Here is a 17332-nt window from a genome sequence, read left to right as displayed (position 1 = left end):
CCCGGCACCTCACACGGAGATCCCTCATGTTGAACAAGCACCTGCTGATCGGCGCTTCCCTGGCGCTGGCACTGGGCAGCGGCGGCGCGCTGGCCGGCGTTTCCGCCGGCGAGGCGGCGCAACTGAAGTCGAGCCTCACCCCGCTGGGCGCGGAGAAGGCCGGCAACGCCGCCGGCAGCATTCCCGCCTGGACCGGCGGCATCACCCAGGCGCCGGCCGGCTACAAGCCGGGCCAGCACCACCCGGACCCGTTCGCCGCGGACAAGCCGCTGTTCACCATCGACAAGGCCAACCTGGAGCAGTACAGGGAACACCTGACCCCGGGCCAACTGGCGCTGTTCAAGACCTACCCGGACAGCTTCCGGATGCCGGTCTACCCCAGTCGCCGTTCCGGCTCGGCGCCGCAGTGGCTGTACGACAACACCTTCGCCAATGCCACCAGCGCCAGGCTGCTGGACGGCGGCAACGGGTTCGCCGACGCCTATGGCGGGGTGCCGTTCCCGATTCCGAAGAGCGGCGTGGAGGCGCTGTGGAACCATGTCGCCCGCTACCGCGGCACCTATGTCGTGCGCCGCGCCTCGGAAGTCGCGGTACAGCGCAACGGTAGCTACTCGCTGGTGACCTCGCAGCAGGAAGCGCTGTTCAAGTACTACCTCAAGGGCGGCAGCTTCGCCGACCTGAACAACCTGATGTTCTACTACCTGTCGTTCACCAAGAGCCCGGCGCGCCTGGCCGGCGGCGCGGTGCTGGTGCACGAGACCCTCGACCAGGTCAAGGAGCCGCGCCAGGCCTGGGGCTACAACGCCGGCCAGCGCCGTGTGCGGCGTGCGCCGAACCTTGCCTACGACACGCCGATCGCCGCCGCCGACGGCCTGCGCACCGCCGACGACACCGATATGTTCAACGGCGCGCCGGACCGCTATGACTGGAAGCTGCTGGGCAAGAAGGAAATCTACATTCCCTACAACAACTACAAGGTCAGCAGCCCCGAGGTGAAGTACGAGGAACTGCTCAAGCCGGGCCATCTCGATCCGCAATACACCCGCTACGAACTGCACCGCGTGTGGGTGGTGGAAGGTACCCTGAAGCCGGGCGCGCGGCATATCTACTCCAAACGCACCCTGTACCTCGACGAGGACAGCTGGAGCGCGGCGGTGGTCGACCAGTACGACGGTCGCGGCGAACTGTGGCGGGTGTCCATGGCCTACCTGAAGAACTTCTACGACCTGCCGTACACCTGGAGCGCGCTGGACGTGTTCCACGACCTGCAGGCGCGTCGCTACCACGTGCAGAACCTGGACAACGAGGAGCCGGGTACCATCGACTTCACCCAGGCGATACCGGACGACTCCTACTTCAAGCCCTCGGCCCTGCGCCGCCGCGGCACTCGCTGATCGCTCCGCTCGCCGGCGCCGACCGCTTCCCTCCGGGGAGGAGGGCGGCGCCGATCCCCCGTTACAGACGGCTTACACGCTTAACAAAAGATAACGTGGCTTCAATTGTCTCCGTCGCCAAACGCTGGCTATATAACGCTCACCACGAACCACTAATAACAACAACGGGGACGGTATCCATGCGTGAGCCCACGACGTGGCGCACTTCGCCCGGCCAATCCGCGGACGCTTCGCGGCATCCGGCCATTCCTTCCAGATCGCCCCTGGCCAGCAGGGCCCTGTCGTTTCTCGGGGCGCTTTCTCTTCTGACCTTCGCCGCGACCCCGGTCCTGGCCGAGTCGACGCCAACCGCCGCGCCGCCGCAATTCGCCGTGGAATCGCCGAAGGCCGCCAGCAGCCTGCTGCTCAGCGTCGCCCATGCCGGCAAGCGGCTGGTCGCGGTCGGCGACCGTGGGCATATCCTGCTCTCCGACGACGACGGCAAGACCTGGACCCAGGCCAAGGTGCCGACCCGCCAGTTGCTCACCTCGGTGTTCTTCGTCAACGAGCGCAAGGGCTGGGCGGTCGGGCACGATGCGCAGATCCTCGTCAGCGACGACGCCGGCAGCACCTGGACCAGGCAGTTCGAGGACCTCGGCCGCGAAGCGCCGTTGCTGGACATCTGGTTCGCCGACGAACAGCACGGCCTGGCCGTCGGTGCCTATGGCGCGCTGCTGGAGACCCGCGACGGCGGCCAGCACTGGGAAGACGTCAGCGAGCGCCTGGACAACGAGGACCAGTTCCACCTCAACGCCATCGCCGCGGTCAAGGACAACGGCCTGCTGGTGGTCGGCGAAGCCGGCAGTCTGTTCCGCTCGAAGGACTGGGGCGCCACCTGGGAAAAACTCGAAGGCCCCTACGAGGGCTCGCTGTTCGGCGCCATCGGTACCGCCGATGCGGGCGGCGTGCTGGTCTACGGCCTGCGCGGCCACCTGTTCCGCTCCGCCGATTTCGGCGACAGCTGGGAAGAGATACCGCTGAAGGCGGCGTCCGGCGACCTGGAATTCGGTCTCTCCGACGGCGCGCTGCTGGCGGACGGGCGGATCGTCGTGGTCGGTCACGGCGGTAGCGTTCTCGAAAGCACCGACGGCGGGCGCAGCTTCAGCGTGTTCAACCGTCCCGACCGGCTGTCCCTGGCCGGCGTCAGCGCCACCGGCGACGGCCACCTGATCCTGGTCGGCCAGGGCGGCGTGCACCTCGCTGCGGCGAACGGTGCCGCGCTCGAACAACCACAATAAGGCGGGGTCGCATGAGTGCCATGAACCAGCATCAGCAAAACAAGGCGAGCCTGCTCGAACGCCTGATCTTCAACAACCGGCCGGTGGTGATCTTCCTCTGCCTGCTGGTCAGCGTCTTCCTGTTCTACCAGGCCACCCAGGTGCGGCCGTCCACCAGCTTCGAGAAGATGATCCCGCTGGAGCACCCGTTCATCCAGAAAATGCTCGAGCACCGCAACGACCTGGCCAACCTCGGCAACACCGTGCGCATCTCGGTGGAGGCGGTGAACGGCGACATCTTCACCAAGGAGTACATGGAAACGCTCCGGCAGATCCATGACGAGGTGTTCTACATCCCCGGCGTCGACCGTTCCGGCCTGAAGTCGTTGTGGAGCCCCAGCGTGCGCTGGACCGAAGTGACCGAGGAAGGCTTCGCCGGCGGCGAGGTGATCCCGCAGACCTACGACGGTTCGCCGCGGGCGCTGGAGGAACTGCGCAACAACGTGCTCAAGTCCGGGCAGATCGGCCGCCTGGTAGCGAACAACTTCAAGTCGAGCATCGTCGACGTGCCGCTGCTGGAGATGTACCCGAATCCGAAGAACCAGAGCGAACTGATCAAGCTCGACTACCGCCAGTTCTCCCATGAGCTGGAAGAGAAGATCCGCGACAAGTACCAGTTGCAGAACCCCAACGTGAAGGTGCACATCGTCGGCTTCGCGAAGAAGGTCGGCGATCTGATCGACGGGCTGGTGATGGTGGTCGGCTTCTTCGGTATCTGCCTGCTGATCACCCTGGTCCTGCTGTACTGGTTCACCAAGTGCATCCGCAGCACCATCGCCGTGCTGATCACCACCCTGGTGGCGGTGCTCTGGCAGCTCGGCCTGCTCAACCTGGTCGGTTTCGGCCTCGATCCCTACTCGATGCTGGTGCCGTTCCTGATCTTCGCCATCGGCATCTCCCACGGCGTGCAGAAGATCAACGGCATCGCCTTGCAGTCCAGCGGCGCCGACAATGCGCTGATGGCGGCGCGGCTGACTTTCCGCCAACTGTTCCTGCCCGGGATGATCGCGATCCTCGCCGACGCCGTCGGCTTCATCACCCTGCTGGTGATCGACATCGGGGTGATCCGCGAGCTGGCCATCGGCGCCTCGATCGGCGTGGCGGTCATCGTCTTCACCAACCTGATCCTGCTGCCCGTGGCGATCTCCTACATCGGCATCAGCAAGAAGGCGGTACAGCGCAGTAAGGACGACGCGGTGCGCGAGCACCCGTTCTGGCGCCTGCTGTCGAACTTCGCCAGCCCGAAGGTGGCCCCGGTGTCCATCGCCATCGCCTTGCTGATGCTCGGCGGCGGCCTCTGGTATGGCAAGCACCTGAAGATCGGCGACCTCGACCAGGGCGCGCCGGAACTGCGTCCCGACTCGCGCTACAACCTCGACAACGACTTCATCATCCGCAACTACTCGACCAGTTCGGACGTGCTGGTGGTGATGGTCAAGACCACCCCGGAAGGCTGCTCCACCCACCAGGCCCTGGCGGCCATGGACGAGCTGGCCTGGAAGCTGGAGAACACCGAGGGCGTGCAGTCGGCGATCTCGATGGTCACCGTGTCCAAGCAGGTGATCAAGGGGATGAACGAAGGCAACCTGAAATGGGAGACCCTGTCGCGCAACCAGGACGTGCTGAACAACTCCATCGCCCGTGCCGACGGTCTCTACAACACCGACTGCTCGCTGGCGCCGCTGCTGGTCTTCCTCAACGACCACAAGGCCGAGACCCTCGACCGCGCGGTGGCGGCGGTGCAGGCCTTCGCCGCGGAGAATGACAAGGACGACCTGCAGTTCCAGCTGGCCGCCGGCAACGCCGGGATCGAGGCCGCCACCAACGAGGTGATCAAGCAGTCCGAACTGATCATCCTGGTGCTGGTGTACATCTGCGTGGCGGCCATGTGCATGATCACCTTCCGTTCCTTCGCCGCGACCCTCTGCATCGTCCTGCCGCTGATCCTCACCTCGGTGCTGGGCAACGCGCTGATGGCGGCGCTGGGCATCGGCGTGAAGGTCGCGACCCTGCCGGTGATCGCCCTCGGCGTCGGCATCGGGGTGGACTACGGGATCTACATCTACACCCGCCTGGAGTCTTTCCTGCGCATGGGCCTGCCGTTGCAGGAGGCCTACTACGAGACCCTCCGCTCCACCGGCAAGGCGGTGCTGTTCACCGGCCTGTGCCTGGCGATCGGCGTGGCCACCTGGATCTTCTCGGCGATCAAGTTCCAGGCCGACATGGGCCTGATGCTGACCTTCATGCTGCTCTGGAACATGTTCGGCGCCCTTTGGCTGCTGCCGGCCCTGGCGCGTTTCCTGATCAACCCGGCCAAGCTGCAGGCCAGGAAGGCCTCGCTGTTCGCTCACTGAGTCGCACCGAGCCTCGCCAAGACCGCGGCCCCGGCCCCGGCCGCGGTTTTTTTCGCGCGGAGGAAGGCCGCCGCGCTTCAGTCCGGTGTGGCGGGGAACAGCAGCTCGCAGCGGAAGCGCTGCTCGTCGCTGCTGTAATGCATGCGCCAGCCGCTCTTCTGGCACAGGCGCTGGACCAGGTCGAGGCCCAGGCCATAACCGAACGCCATCGACTCCTCCGTGCCCTGGGCCGCGCCGATGGGGTTGCTGATCAGCAGGCTGCGGTCGCGCACGACGATTTCCACCACGCCCTCGTCGCTGTACTGCAGGGCGTTGCGCAGCAGGTTGCCGATGATGATCCGTGCGCGGGTCTGCGGCAGGCTGTGTGGCTCCACGTCGAGGTGGAAGGTCAGGCCGCGGCGCTGGCTCAGCGCCTGCTGTTCCTCGAGCAGTTCCTCCAGCAGGCGGCCGACCTCGATGTGTCCGTCGTCGCGCAGTTCGCCGCTCTCGCGGCTGAGCCAGAGCAGGGTCTCGGTCATCTGCTGCATGCCCAGCGCCGAGCGGCGGATGCGTTGCAAGGCATGCGGGGAGGGCGCGCGGCCGGGTTGGTCGAGCAGCTCCAGGTTCATGCCGATCACCGCCAGCGGGGTGCGCAGCTCATGGCTGGCGTAGCGCAGGAAGCGCTCCTCGCGCTGGCTGAAGTCCTTGATCCGGGTCACGCTGTTCCACAGGGTATCCGCCAGCACGTTGAGTTCGCGGTAGTTGAAGCGCGGCCGCTGGCTGTCCGGGGCGAGGTCGTCGAGGGTCATCGACCAGCGCGTCAGCTTGCGCAGCGGGGCGACGATGAACCAGACCAGCAGGCCGACGGCGGCCAGCGAAGGCAGGGTGACCGACAGGGTGACGATCCAGGTCTGCCTGATGCGGGCGTCGATGATGGCGTCGGACAGCGGCGTGTCGATGCTGCCGGCGGCGTCGTTGTCGTAGAGGTAGAGCGTCTTGCCGTCGGCCAGTGGCTGGCGGACCACCACGTAGGCATCGTCGCTGGGCGCGTCGTCATCCTCCTCTTCGTCATCGTCGTCCCAGTTGCCGAGCAGTTGCATGGCGCCGATGCTCTTGTAGGGCGGGGTGTCGAGCATCTCCCTGAGTTTCGGCGGCAGCCCCGCGGTGCCGACGCTGCCCTTGAAGTAGTAGCTGTCCGGCGCCGGCGTAGCCGGGTCTTCCTGGTAGCGCTGGGCGAAGTACAGCCCTTCCTCTTCCATCATCATGCTGAGCAGGTAGAGGGCGCCGGTCTCACCGTAGTCGCCGAGCATGCGCGTGTAGACCAGCAGCACCCCGGCGAGGATCAGGCTGACGCCGCCGCCGACGATGGGGATCAGGCTCAGGCCGCGTTTCATTTGCGCTCCAGCTGGAAGCCGACGCTGTGCAGGGTATGGATCAGAGGGGTGGCGAACCCCTTGTCGACGGTGCTGCGCAGGTGGTGCATGTGCACGTTGAGGGTGTTGCTTTCCGGCGGCTCGTCGCCCCAGACGCTGCGCCCCAGCTGCTCGCGGGTGACCAGCGCGGGGCTGGCGCGCATCAGGCACTCGAGGATCTTCCAGGCGGTGGGGGACAGCGCTAGGGGCGTGCCGCCGCGGCTGGCCTGGCGGCTGTCGAGGTCCATCACCAGGTCGTCGACCTGCAGGCGCTGGGCCTGGCCGCTGCGGCGCCGGCTGAGGGCTTGCAGGCGGACCAGCAGCTCCGGCAGTTCGAAGGGCTTGAGCAGATAGTCGTCGGCGCCGGCGTCGAAGCCGTCGAGCTTGTCCTGCAAGGTATCCAGGGCGGTGAGCATGAGTACCGGGGTCTGCAGGCCGGCTTCGCGCAGCTGGCGACAGACCTGCCGGCCGTTGATGCGCGGCAGCATGATGTCCAGCAGGATCACGTCGTAGCGGTTGGCGCGCGCCAGGTTGAGGCCGGCCTGGCCGTCGCGGGCGTGATCGCAGACCACCCCGGCGGCCTCGAGGTAGTCGATGACGGTGCCGGCGAGATCGAAATTGTCTTCGACGACGAGTACGTGGATATGCATGGCCTGGGTCGCGTGACGAATGGGCTGGTCGACTGGCGGTGGATGGCCGTCGCGCCATGGGCGGTTCGGGAGAGGCGGGCGGTCGGCGGTTTTCGCGAGTCGGGCAGCGATGTTCGTCGATCGGGGCGCGGGCTGTCCAGTTGCCTACCCGGTTTGCGCCTCCGCTGTGACCCCGTGCCGCTCCCGTCGGCGTGTCCGCGTTAAGCCTTTTTTAACCCCCCGGGAGCTAGCGTGCGCCTGCTCGGAACGCTAGCCGCCAGGCTATTGCCGGGTGCCATCCGCGAAGAGTGCGGGTGCCTTTCGTTTTTGGGGGATTTTTTGCCATGTCGCGGACGACGCGTTGGAAGGATGTTCGAAAGTGCGGGATACGCACACTGGTGCCGCTGGGCGTTTCGCTATCGCTGTCGCCCTGTGCGTTGGCCGAAGCCCGGTCCAGCGGCTGGGAGCAGGACTTCATCGGCGTGCCGGTCGCGCGCGCGTTGGGCCTGACCGGCAAAGGCGTGGATGTCGGGGTGATCGATGGCGGTTTCCTTCCGCAGCATCCGGCGTTCGCCGGCCAGGCGATCACTCCGCTGGCCAACCGAGTGGCCATCGACGGCGAGGAAGCGATCGCCGATCCCTCCCGGCCGCTCTTCGATCGCGATGAGCAAAGCGGAGAAATCCAGGTCGCCAGCCATGGCGCGAATGTCAGCGGAATCATCGCGGCCAGGCCGGAGGTCATTGCCGATTTCACCTATCGTGGTGGCGTGGCGCCGAAGGTCGGGCTTTTCCAGACGCAAATCAGGCCCAGCGACGAAGCCGATGACGAGGATGCCGACATAGAGGAGGAACAAGACGAAGCGGCGAGCCAGGCCAGCCTGCTGCAACCGGGCAGCGAGGAACTCGTCCATGGCGCCCTGAGCACCCTCTACCGGGGCGCGCCGACGGTACGGATCATCAACAACAGCTACAACGACGATCCTATCGGCAATGACGCCGCCGCGGTGGATGCCGCTTATGCGGCGATCGATCCCGCAGCGCCGCATCCCTACCTGAATGCCCTGGCCGACGGCGTGCGCGACGGGCGCCTGCTGGTGTTCGCAGCCGGCAACGAAAGCCGCGCGCAGCCCGGCTTGCTCGCCACCTTGCCGCGCTTCATGCCCGGACTGGAAAGCGGTTTCCTCAGCGTGGTCGCGCTGGGTCCGGACCGCGAACTCACCGACTACTCCAACCAGTGCGGGGTGACGAAAGACTGGTGCCTGGCGGCGCCCGGCGACATGTACGTGGCCGCGGCGAACGGTGCCTCGGCCGAACGCTTGACCTACACCTATGCCGACCAGAGCGGTACCTCCTACGCCACGCCGCTAGTCAGCGCCAGCGCGGCATTGCTGGCCGAGCGTTTTCCCTACATGGACATGGCGCAGGTGCGGATGACCATGTTGAGCACCGCCGTCGATCTTGGCGAGTCTGGGGTCGACGCGCGTTTCGGCTGGGGGTTGCTGGACCTGGCCCGTGCGGTACGTGGACCAGGCCAGCTGTTCGGCGATCAGCGGGTGACGCTGGACGCGGCGCGCGGCGGCTGGAATGCCAGGGATGTCTGGAACAACGACATCCGCGCCGGTGGCATGCTTGGCAAGGCCGGCAGCGGCGCGCTGCGGCTGTCGGGCGATAACCGTTTCGCCGGGGTCGCGGTCGAGGCCGGCGAACTGGCGCTCGCCGGGCGCAACCGGTTCTCTGCCGCCAGCGAGGTTCGCGGCGGGCGCCTGGTGGTGGACGGCACGCTCGAAGGACCGGGGTTGAGGGTAGCCCGGGCCGGCGAGCTGGGCGGCGGCGGCACCATTGCCGCGCCGACCCGGATCGACGGCGTGCTCGCCGCCGACCGCCTCGCGGGCGCGCCGAGTTTCACCCGCTCGCTCGAACTGTCGCCGTCGAGCACGACCCGGGTGGCGCTGGGCGGGCAACCGCCGATCCGCCTCGACGGCGCGGCTGCTTTCGCCCGGTTGGGCGGGCGGCTGCAACTGACGGCGGCCGATGCGGCGGGGGCGGGGCAGAAGTTCCTGACGGTCGCGCGGGGCGCCACCTACCAGGGCGGTTTCGATGCCTTGCAACAGGCGCCGGGCCTGGCCGCGCGGGGCCTGCGCCACGACTTGCGCTTCGCTGCGGATGGCATCGCCCTGGCCCTGGCTCCGCTCGACCTGCCGGGGCAGGTCAACCTACAAGGCAACGCCGGGCGTTCTGCGGCGGCGTTGAACGCGCTCCGTGACCGGCCCATCGCCCTGCGCCCCGGCGCCTACAACGATTGGCTGCAGGCCAGCCTGGCGCGCGGCGATCTCGCTGGCCTGCCACGCAGCGCCGGCGGCCAGGTGTATGCCGACAGCCTGGCCTACCTGAGTCGGCAGCCGTCGCAAGTGGATCGCGCGATGTTCGGCGAGCTTTCCTGGGCGCAGCCCGGGCAGGCGCCGCGGTTGTGGTTCCAGGGGCTCGCTTCCGGCTTGCGCAATGAGGGGCGCTCAGGCGTCAGCGGCAGTCGCGAGCGTAGCGACGGCATTGCCCTGGGCCTGGTCCAGGCGCTCGACGAACGAACCCAGGGCGGCGCGACGCTGGCGCAGACCAAGGGACGGATCAACAGCGCCGGCGGCAAGGTCGAGCTGGACATCACCCAGCTCGCCGTGGGCTTGCTACACGCCTTCGACAGCCTGGAACAGGGCGGTTACGTCAGTGCCATGCTCGGCGCCGGCTACCTCGACGCCGCCAGCAAGCGGCGCCTGCCGGGCTTTGCCACGGCCAAGGGCGACAGCGAGGGCTGGCTATACCACGCCAGCGTCAAGAGCGGCTACCGCTGGCGCAAGGACGATTGGCGGGTCGAGCCGCGGGTCGGCCTGCTGGCGACCCGCACGGAATGGAAAGGTTTCCGCGAAAAGCACAGCGAGCTGGCGCTGGACGTCGACCGCGCGGCCAGGGATGCGACCTTCGCCACCCTGGAACTGAGCGTCGCGCGCAGCCTGCGGGTGGCCGACTGGTCGCTGGAGCCGGAGCTGAACCTGGGCTACGAGCGTGCCCTGGGAGTGCCGGCGAGCCACACCGAGGCTAGCCTGCAGGGCGTCGACCTGAAGCAGGTTTCGGCCCATCGGGGGCGCGACCTGTTCAGTGCGGGGATGGCGCTGCACGCCCGCCGCGGTCCGTTGCAGGGCAGCCTGGAGCTGCAGGGGACGAAAGGCGAGCGGGTCGGCGGCAGCGCCGTCAACCTGCGCCTGAGCTACGACTTTTAGCGCTGGCTACTTGAGCACCTTGATTGGCTTCACCGGGGTGCCGTCGCTCCATTGGCCCATGCCGGTCTGCTCCGGCGTAGCGCCCAGGGCGTACTGGCGGTTGCGGTTGTAGAACGCCGCGTCGGTGAGGCCATCGAACAGCTTCCAGGTGCCGTACCAGTCGAGGGCGTCGATCACCAGCGGGTCGTGGCCGGTATAGCGGCCTTCGGCCTGCTGCACTTCGAGGCGCTTCTCGACGCGGTCGAGCAACCAGTCGCTGTCTTCTTCCTTCGGATACTGCGGGCCGAATACCGGCGCGGTGGGCGCCGCGTGGTTGGCCAGCAGCGGCGGAGCGCCGTGGCGATCGCTGCGCAGCAGCAGGAGGTTCTTGTCGCTGGGCGGAATGTGCCGGCTCTGGCGGTAGATGCGCTTGGCGTCGGTGCAGGCCACGTGGCTGTCCTCGTCGCCGCAGACCGCCAGCAGCAGGGTACCTTTGGCCAGCCCCGACAGGCGTTCCTGGGCCATGCCGTCCCAGCGCTTGCCCTGGCTCTTGCCGGGCTCGACCACCATCAGCGCCTTCGCTGCCGGCAGCTTCAGGCGTTCGCTGGCGGCCGCCAGGTTGGCGGCGAGCAGTCCGCCGGCGGAGTGGCCGAGGTAGGCGACCTGGTTCAGCCGCGGGCGCACCCCCAGCTCGCCGGCCTGCAGGCGCCTGAGGGCGTCGCCGAGGGCGCCGGCGGCATTGTCGAGGAAGTCTGCGTTGGGCGTCTTCAGGTCCGGCTGGTAGCGCGGGTAGACCACCACCATGCCGCGGCGGACGATATGGTCGATCCAGGCGCGGTAGAGGTCCGGCTGCATCACGCTCCAGCCGTGCAGGAAGATCACCAGCGGAGCGTTGCCGGGGACCGGTTGCTCGGGGGTGAACACCCAGTATTCGCGAGCGCCTTCGCCGAAGTGCCACTGATGCACGCTGGCATGGCGATAGGCCGCGCCGCCCGGCCCTTCGGCCGGCTGCGTCGGCGGCGTGGGCGCGGTCGGCGGTTCGGCGGCCGTCGCGGCGTGGCCCAGGAGCAGGCCGCACAGGACGAGGTACAGGGTACGGAAGCGCATGCGGGCCCTCTTGCGGAATCGGAATGTCGTGCCAGTCCTAACCATAGCGCCGTTCAGCGCGGATAGAGCGGTGGCAGGCCGCCATTGTCGACCGCTCCCGCCGGCGCTTGTTCCGTGGTGGGCAGGGCGCGGATCGCCCGCCACAGGTCCTCGCCCTGCCAGGAATGGCCGCTCTCGCTGTACAGCGCGCCGTTGAGGCCATCCAGGGCGTCGGACAGCGGTACGAAGCGGGCCGCCATGTCGGCCAGGGTATCGGGTTGCTGACGGGCCCAGGCGTCCAGGGCCTGGCGGGTCGCCTGGGGATCGTTGGCCAGGCAGGCGCGGCGCAGCTCGTCGAGCAGGCTGCGGCTGCTCGGGCCGTTGGCTGCGGCGCGGATCACCGCCGGCAGCTGGCGGGCGCGCCACCAGAGGCCGAAGCCGAGCAGGGTGGTCAGGGCCAGCACGGCGGTAGCCAGTTGCCAGGGCCAGAGCGTCGGCTCCAGGCGTTCGCCGAGCGGCAGCGCCGCCGCCGGCGGCTCCGCCTCGGCCTGCGGCGCGGCGGCCACTTCCAGGGTGCGCGGTGGCAGGCTGGTGCGCTCCAGGCGGTCTTCGCGGGTGTTCCACCAGACCACTTCGAGCGCCGGCAACTCGATGCGCCCGGCGTGCTCGGGCACCAGCGCCTCGCGTTCCTCGCGACTGCCGATGAGGCCCTGGTCGGTGCTCTGGTCGGCCAACTGCGGTTGGTCCGGGTAGCGCCGCAGGCCTTGCACGTCGGGCAGCGGCAACGGCGGAAGCTGGGTGCCGGAAAGCCCCTCGACCTTCAGCAGCACGTTGCGCGTCAGCGATTCGCCGACCTGCGCTTGCTCCGGCTGCGGGCTCCAGCTTTCGCTGATGCTCAGCGCGCGGGCCGGCATCCAGGGCGCGTCGGCCGGATAGTCGGCAGGCTTGGGCCGGACCTGCAGCGGGATGCTCGGCGAAGTCACCCGCATCTGCCGGCCGGGGCGCGGGCCGAAGGGGTTGTAGTCGTCGCTGCCACGGTCGACCAGGGTCGCGCTGAAGGCTTGCGCAGGAATCTCCAGGGCGCCGCTCTTCTGCGGGAAGATCGCGTAGCGCACCTCGATCACGCCGTGGCGGATGCCGTTGATCTCCTTCTCGTAGGTACGCGCCTCGCCGAGCTGTTCGACCTTCGCGTCGTTCATCGCCAGCGGGGTCAGGCTGCTGTCGTCGTATAGCGACACCGAGTGGTAGATGCGCAGGGTGAGGATCGCCTGGGCCTGCACGTAGACCGTCTCCTGGTCGACGCTGGCATCGATGAAGACCGGCGCCAGCTTGCTGCTCTTGGCGCGGTCGCGCGCCTCCAGTACGTGCAGCCTGATCGGCTGGGTGCTGCTGGCGCCGAGGCTGATCGGCGGGATCGCCACGTAGCCGCTCTGCTTCGGCAGGAGGGTGACGATCCAGCGGGTGGTGGCCTGGGCCCGGCCGTTCTGCGTGGCGAGACGGTTGACCTGGCGCGTGCCGAGGACCTCGAAGAGGGCGTCCAGCGGGCTCAGGTCGGGCTTGCCGAAGAGGGTCGGGTCGTCCGATTCCAGCGTCAGTTCGACGCTTTCCCCTTCGGTCAGGCGGGCGCGGTCGACGCTGGCGCTGAAGCTGGCGTGGGCGGAGACGCAGAGGAGCGCGAGAAGCAGGCTGCAGAACAGGCGGATCATGGCGTGGCTTCCTGGCGTTGCTGCTGTTGGTACCAGAACTTGCGCCGCAGCAACTCGGCGGGATCGTCGGGAATCTGTCGCAGCCATTGCTCGAGGGCCTGGCGACGTTCGTCGTCGAGTCCGTCGTCGGCTTCCTCGTCGCCCGTCCGCTCGTCCTCGGCGTCGGGCTGCGGCTGCGCTTGGCCGGGTGCTCCGGCGGTCTTCTCGCCTTCGTCTTCCGGCAGGCTGGTCGAGGGCGCCGCGGCCTGGGCCTTCTGCGCATCGACGGTCGCCGCGTCGCGCGGCGGCCGCTGGCTGCTTCCGGATGGCGGGCTCTGCTGGCTCGCTTCCTGGCGCTGTTCCTTGTTCTCGCCGGCCTGCTGCTGCGCCGCCTGTTCCTGGCGCTGGCGCAGCAGTTCCTCGACCAGGGCCTTGTTGCGTTGCGCGGCGACCAGTTGCGGCTGGCGCTCCAGGGCTTGTTCGTAGGCGTCGACGGCGGCTTCCAGTTCGCCCTGGCGGGCCAGGGCGTTGCCACGGTTGTAGTGATCGTCGGCCTGGTCGCCCTGGGCGAAGGCCTGGGCCGCGGCGGCGTAGTCGCGGGCCTGGTAGAGCGACAGGCCTTTCCAGCGGAAGTCCTCGAAGCGCTTCGCCGCCTCGTCCGCCTGGCCCCGTTGCAACAGGCGCTGGCCTTGCTGGTCCGGACGCAGCCAGAGGTCTTCGAACTGGAAGGCCATGGCCGGTTGCGGCAGGCTCAGCATCAACAGCGGCAGGCAGAACAGCCAGCCGCGCCGTCCGGCACAGGCGGCCAGCAGGAGCAGCGGCAGGAGCAGCCAGTAACCCTGGTCGGCCCAGCGTTGCAGGCGCAGCAGGGCGTTCTCGCGGTCTTCCTCCAGCGTGCCGCCGCGGGCCAGCAGGCCGAGGCTGTCGAGGTCGCGGTCGTTCGGCCGCAGGCGCTGGTAGCCGGCGCCGATCTCCGCGGCGAAGCGGCGCAGCCCGCTTTCGTCGAGCCTGGGCAGGAGGATGCCGCCCTGGTCGTCCTTGAGGAAGCTGCCATCCTCCTGCTGCACCGGAGCGCCCTTCGGCGTGCCGACGCCGAGCACGGCGAGGCGCGCCGCCCGGTGCTCGAGGGCGCTGCGGATGCCCTGGCGCTCGGGTTCGCTCAGCCCGCTGGTCAGCAGCAGCAGGCGGCCGCGGCCCTGGGCGCCCTGTTCCAGCAGGTCGAGGGCCTGGCGCACGGCGAGGTCGGCGCGCTGGCCGGGCTCGGGCATGATCGAAGGTTTCAGGGCGTCGAGCAGGTTGCGCGCGGTGAGCTGGTCGTCCGACAGCGGCACCAGGGTATGCGCGCTGCCGGCGTAGACGACGATCGCGGTCTGCGCGTCGTTGCGCGTGCGAAGCAGGTCGAGCAGCTTGCGCCGGGCCTGTTCCAGGCGGGTCGGCGACAGGTCGCCGGCAAGCATCCCGGGAGTCAGCTGGAGGATCGCCACCAGCGGGTCGCTACGCTTCATCGAGGGCTGTTCCAGTTGCTGCCAACTGGGCCCGAGCAAGGCCAGCAGGGCCAGCAGCCAGGCGATGCCGAGGCAGATCCAGGGCATGCGGTTCTGCCGCCCGGCGCCGCCGACCAGCAGCCAGGGCTGGAAGGCCGTCGGCAGCAGCAATTGCCAGCGTCCGGCACGACGCTGGCGATGCAGCAGCTTCCACAGCAACCAGCCAAGCAGCGGCGCCAGCAGCAGCCAGTAGGGGCGCAGCCAGTGCGGCCAGGCGTCCAGCAACAGGTTCATGGTTGCCTCCCGGAACGGCGGCGCGGCCAGGTCCGGTTTTCCCGTGGCCAGAGTTCCAGCGCCACCAGCAGCACGCTCAGGCCGAGGGCGGCGGCCAGCGGCCAACTGTACAGCGCCAGGGCCGGGCGCGCCCGGGTAGTCTGCTGGGCGACCGGTTCGAGGCGGTCGAGGGTCGCGGAAATGCTTTCCAGCTCGGCGCTGGATCGCGCGCGGAAGTATTCGCCGCCAGTGATCTCGGCGATACCGCGCAGGGTCGGCTCGTCGAGATCGAGCCCCGGGTTGAAGCCGAACAGGCCGGGCACGCCGCCCTGCTGCGGGTCGGCGCCGACGCCGATGGTGTAGATCTTCACCTGTTGCTCGGCGGCCAGTTGCGCGGCGATCTGCGGGGCTATCTGTCCGCCGGTGTTGGCGCCGTCGGTGATCAGCACCAGCACCCGGCTTTCCGCGGGCCGCTGGCGCAGGCGCTTGACCGCCAGGCCGATGGCGTCGCCGATCGCGGTGTTCTTGCCGGCGATGCCGATCTGCGCCTCGTCCAGCCAGACCCGCACGGTGTGCCGGTCGAAGGTCAGCGGCGCCTGCAGGTAGGCCTGGCTGCCGAACAGGATCAGGCCGACGCGGTCGCCACGACGGTCTTCGATGAAGTCGCCGAAGAGTTTCTTGATCAGTTCCAGGCGGCTGATCTCGTCGTCCTGCCAGCGCATGTCGCGGTAGTCCATGGAGCCGGAGACATCCACCGCGAGCAGCAGGTCACGGCCGCTGGCGGGTAGCGGCAGGGGTTCGCCGACCCACTGCGGGCGGGCCGCGGCGAGCAGCAGGAGGAACCAGAGCAGGGCGAAGCGCACCTGCTGCCGCCAGGCCGGCAGGCGTGCGCGGGCACGGCGTCCGGCGAGGCTTTCGAGTTCGTCGAGGAAGCTCACCTTGAGCGCCGCCTCGCCGCTGTCGGCGGCCGGCAGCACCAGGCGCAGCAGCCAGGGCAACGGGGCGAGGGCGAAGACCCAGGGCCAGGCGAACTCAAACATGCTTGCGAATCCAGGTGGCGACGGCGGCGTCGAGGCCGTCCACGGCCTTGTCGTCGAGGGTGCAGTCGGCACGGTAGCCGCCTTCCACCAGGATCATCCAGCGGGTCAGGCCGGCGGCCGGGCAACGGTTGTCGAGGAACGCCAGCCAGGCGCGGCCGCTGAGGGCGTGGCTGCCGCTATCTGGCCAGCGCGCCCTGCAGACCCGCTTGAGCAGGCCGTTGATGGCCTGCAACCAGGGCCCGGCGGAAGCCCTGCCGTAGGGCTTGGCAAGCGCGGCCAGTTCGGCCAGGGCCGCTTCGCGCAGCGGATCCAGCGGCGCTTCGCCGCGGGTGGCGATGGTGCGCCGCGGCAGGTGCCGGCGCAGTCGCCAGAGCCCCCAACCGAGCAACGGCAGCAGGGCGGCCAGCAACCACCAGCCGGGCGCCGGCGGCCACCAGCCGATGGGCGGGGGGGCGATAAGCGGTGCCAGCCGGTCGAGCGGATTCATGCGCGATACCCCGGCTGGTGTTGTTCCAGCAGGTCCCGCAACTGCTCCACCAGGTCTTCCTGGGTCGACAGCGGCAGCAGCGGCACGCCCAGTCGCTGGGCCAGCCGCTGCCAGCGCGCGCGGCGCGCCTCGGCCAGTTCGCGATAGGCCTGGCGCAGCTCGTCGGCGTGGGTGTCCAGCTCGAGGTCGGCGGCGCCTTCGCGGAAGCGCAGCAGTCCGGCGGCGGGGAGGGCATGGTCGAGCGGGTCGGACAGCGGCAGCAGCACCAGGTCGGTATGGCGTGCGATCAGGCTGAGTTGCTGCTCGGCGACGTCATTGAGGGTGCGCTCGTCGCACAGCACCAGGATCAGGCTGCCCGGGCGCAGCACTTCGCGGGCGCGGCGCAGGGCCAGGCCGAACAGTTCGCCAGGTCGCTCGGCCGGCGTCTCGCGCAGCTCGCGATTGGCCCGCAATAGCTGGTTGAACAGTTGTAGCAGGCTGTGCTTGCTGCGTCGCGGCTTGATTTCGTGGCAGTCGCGGTCGCTGAATACCAGGCCGCCGATACGGTCGTTGTGGGCCAGCGCCGACCAGCCGATGAAGGCCGCCGCGCGTGCCGCCAGCACCGCCTTGAAGCACAGGCCGGAGCCGAAGAACAGGCGCTGGCTCTGTTCGACCAGGACGAACACCGGTCGCTCGCGTTCCTCGTGGAACAGCTTGGTGTGCGGCTCGCGGGTGCGCGCGGTGACGCGCCAGTCGATGGTCCGTACGTCGTCGCCGGGCTGGTAGATGCGCACCTGGTCGAAGTCCACGCCGCGTCCGCGCAGGCGCGAGTGATGCAGGCCGACCAGCGGGCTGCGGCGGTTCTGCGAGGAGAACAGGCGCGCTTCGTGGAGCCGGTGGCGCATTTCCAGAAGCTCGTCGAGGCCCAGTTCGACGCCAGGGGCGGCGCTCAGCATGGCGGCGGCC

Annotated in this window: 12 protein-coding genes; 4 read left to right on the top strand and 8 right to left on the bottom strand. The window is 68.8% G+C overall.

Annotated features, from left to right (window positions below; genetic code table 11):
• The first annotated feature begins 26 nt into the window (after positions 1-26).
• The 3 genes from FOC67_RS16485 to FOC67_RS16475 all read left to right on the top strand — a co-directional run bounded on the left by FOC67_RS16485 (position 27) and on the right by FOC67_RS16475 (position 5064).
• Positions 27-1394 (top strand): DUF1329 domain-containing protein, encoded by a 1368-nt coding sequence (locus FOC67_RS16485; protein ID WP_003091320.1) that lies wholly within the window; start codon positions 27-29, stop codon positions 1392-1394.
• 179 nt (positions 1395-1573) lie between these two features.
• Positions 1574-2671, top strand: coding sequence for a YCF48-related protein (locus FOC67_RS16480; RefSeq protein ID WP_009313788.1), 1098 nt, complete (start codon positions 1574-1576; stop codon positions 2669-2671).
• A gap of 11 nt (positions 2672-2682) precedes the next feature.
• The gene (locus FOC67_RS16475) at positions 2683-5064 is read left to right on the top strand and encodes an RND family transporter (protein ID WP_003138533.1); all 2382 of its coding nucleotides are present in this window, start codon (positions 2683-2685) and stop codon (positions 5062-5064) included.
• A gap of 77 nt (positions 5065-5141) precedes the next feature.
• Here the strand turns inward: FOC67_RS16475 and cprS are convergent, their stop codons facing one another.
• Positions 5142-6437 carry a cationic peptide sensor histidine kinase CprS gene (cprS, locus tag FOC67_RS16470; RefSeq protein WP_009313789.1) on the bottom strand — a complete coding sequence of 432 codons (1296 nt, stop codon included), beginning with the start codon at positions 6435-6437 and terminating at the stop codon, positions 5142-5144.
• A complete protein-coding gene (gene cprR, locus FOC67_RS16465) occupies positions 6434-7105 on the bottom strand; it encodes a cationic peptide response regulator transcription factor CprR (RefSeq protein WP_003091311.1) in 672 nt (223 codons plus the stop codon). The genes cprS and cprR overlap by 4 nt, the downstream gene beginning before the upstream one ends.
• A gap of 377 nt (positions 7106-7482) precedes the next feature.
• On the opposite strand from cprR, the gene FOC67_RS16460 reads away from it, so the two are divergent.
• Positions 7483-10353, top strand: a complete 2871-nt coding sequence (locus FOC67_RS16460) for a S8 family serine peptidase (RefSeq protein ID WP_234306238.1) — start codon at positions 7483-7485, stop codon at positions 10351-10353.
• Positions 10354-10359: 6 nt separating this feature from the next.
• Here the strand turns inward: FOC67_RS16460 and FOC67_RS16455 are convergent, their stop codons facing one another.
• From FOC67_RS16455 to FOC67_RS16430, 6 genes are read right to left on the bottom strand one after another with little or no spacing between them, the layout of a single operon-like run.
• Positions 10360-11439: an alpha/beta hydrolase fold domain-containing protein gene (locus FOC67_RS16455; protein WP_009313791.1), complete on the bottom strand. Its 1080-nt coding sequence runs from the start codon at positions 11437-11439 to the stop codon at positions 10360-10362.
• Between the two features lie 53 nt (positions 11440-11492).
• Positions 11493-13124: a BatD family protein gene (locus FOC67_RS16450; protein WP_009313792.1), complete on the bottom strand. Its 1632-nt coding sequence runs from the start codon at positions 13122-13124 to the stop codon at positions 11493-11495.
• On the bottom strand, positions 13121-14881 hold the full coding sequence (locus FOC67_RS16445) for a VWA domain-containing protein (protein ID WP_003138538.1): 1761 nt from the start codon (positions 14879-14881) through the stop codon (positions 13121-13123). Before FOC67_RS16445 ends, FOC67_RS16450 begins: the two co-directional genes overlap by 4 nt.
• Positions 14878-15900 (bottom strand): VWA domain-containing protein, encoded by a 1023-nt coding sequence (locus tag FOC67_RS16440; protein WP_003091297.1) that lies wholly within the window; start codon positions 15898-15900, stop codon positions 14878-14880. The genes FOC67_RS16445 and FOC67_RS16440 overlap by 4 nt, the downstream gene beginning before the upstream one ends.
• Positions 15893-16387: a DUF4381 domain-containing protein gene (locus FOC67_RS16435; protein ID WP_031755669.1), complete on the bottom strand. Its 495-nt coding sequence runs from the start codon at positions 16385-16387 to the stop codon at positions 15893-15895. Before FOC67_RS16435 ends, FOC67_RS16440 begins: the two co-directional genes overlap by 8 nt.
• Positions 16384-17322, bottom strand: coding sequence for a DUF58 domain-containing protein (locus FOC67_RS16430; RefSeq protein ID WP_003091295.1), 939 nt, complete (start codon positions 17320-17322; stop codon positions 16384-16386). The genes FOC67_RS16435 and FOC67_RS16430 overlap by 4 nt, the downstream gene beginning before the upstream one ends.
• Positions 17323-17332: the final 10 nt, after the last annotated feature.

The sequence above is a fragment of the Pseudomonas sp. FDAARGOS_761 genome (genome assembly GCF_013343155.1).
GTDB classification, from domain to species: Bacteria; Pseudomonadota; Gammaproteobacteria; order Pseudomonadales; family Pseudomonadaceae; genus Pseudomonas; species Pseudomonas aeruginosa.
This window is presented reverse-complemented; position numbering and strand designations above follow the sequence as displayed.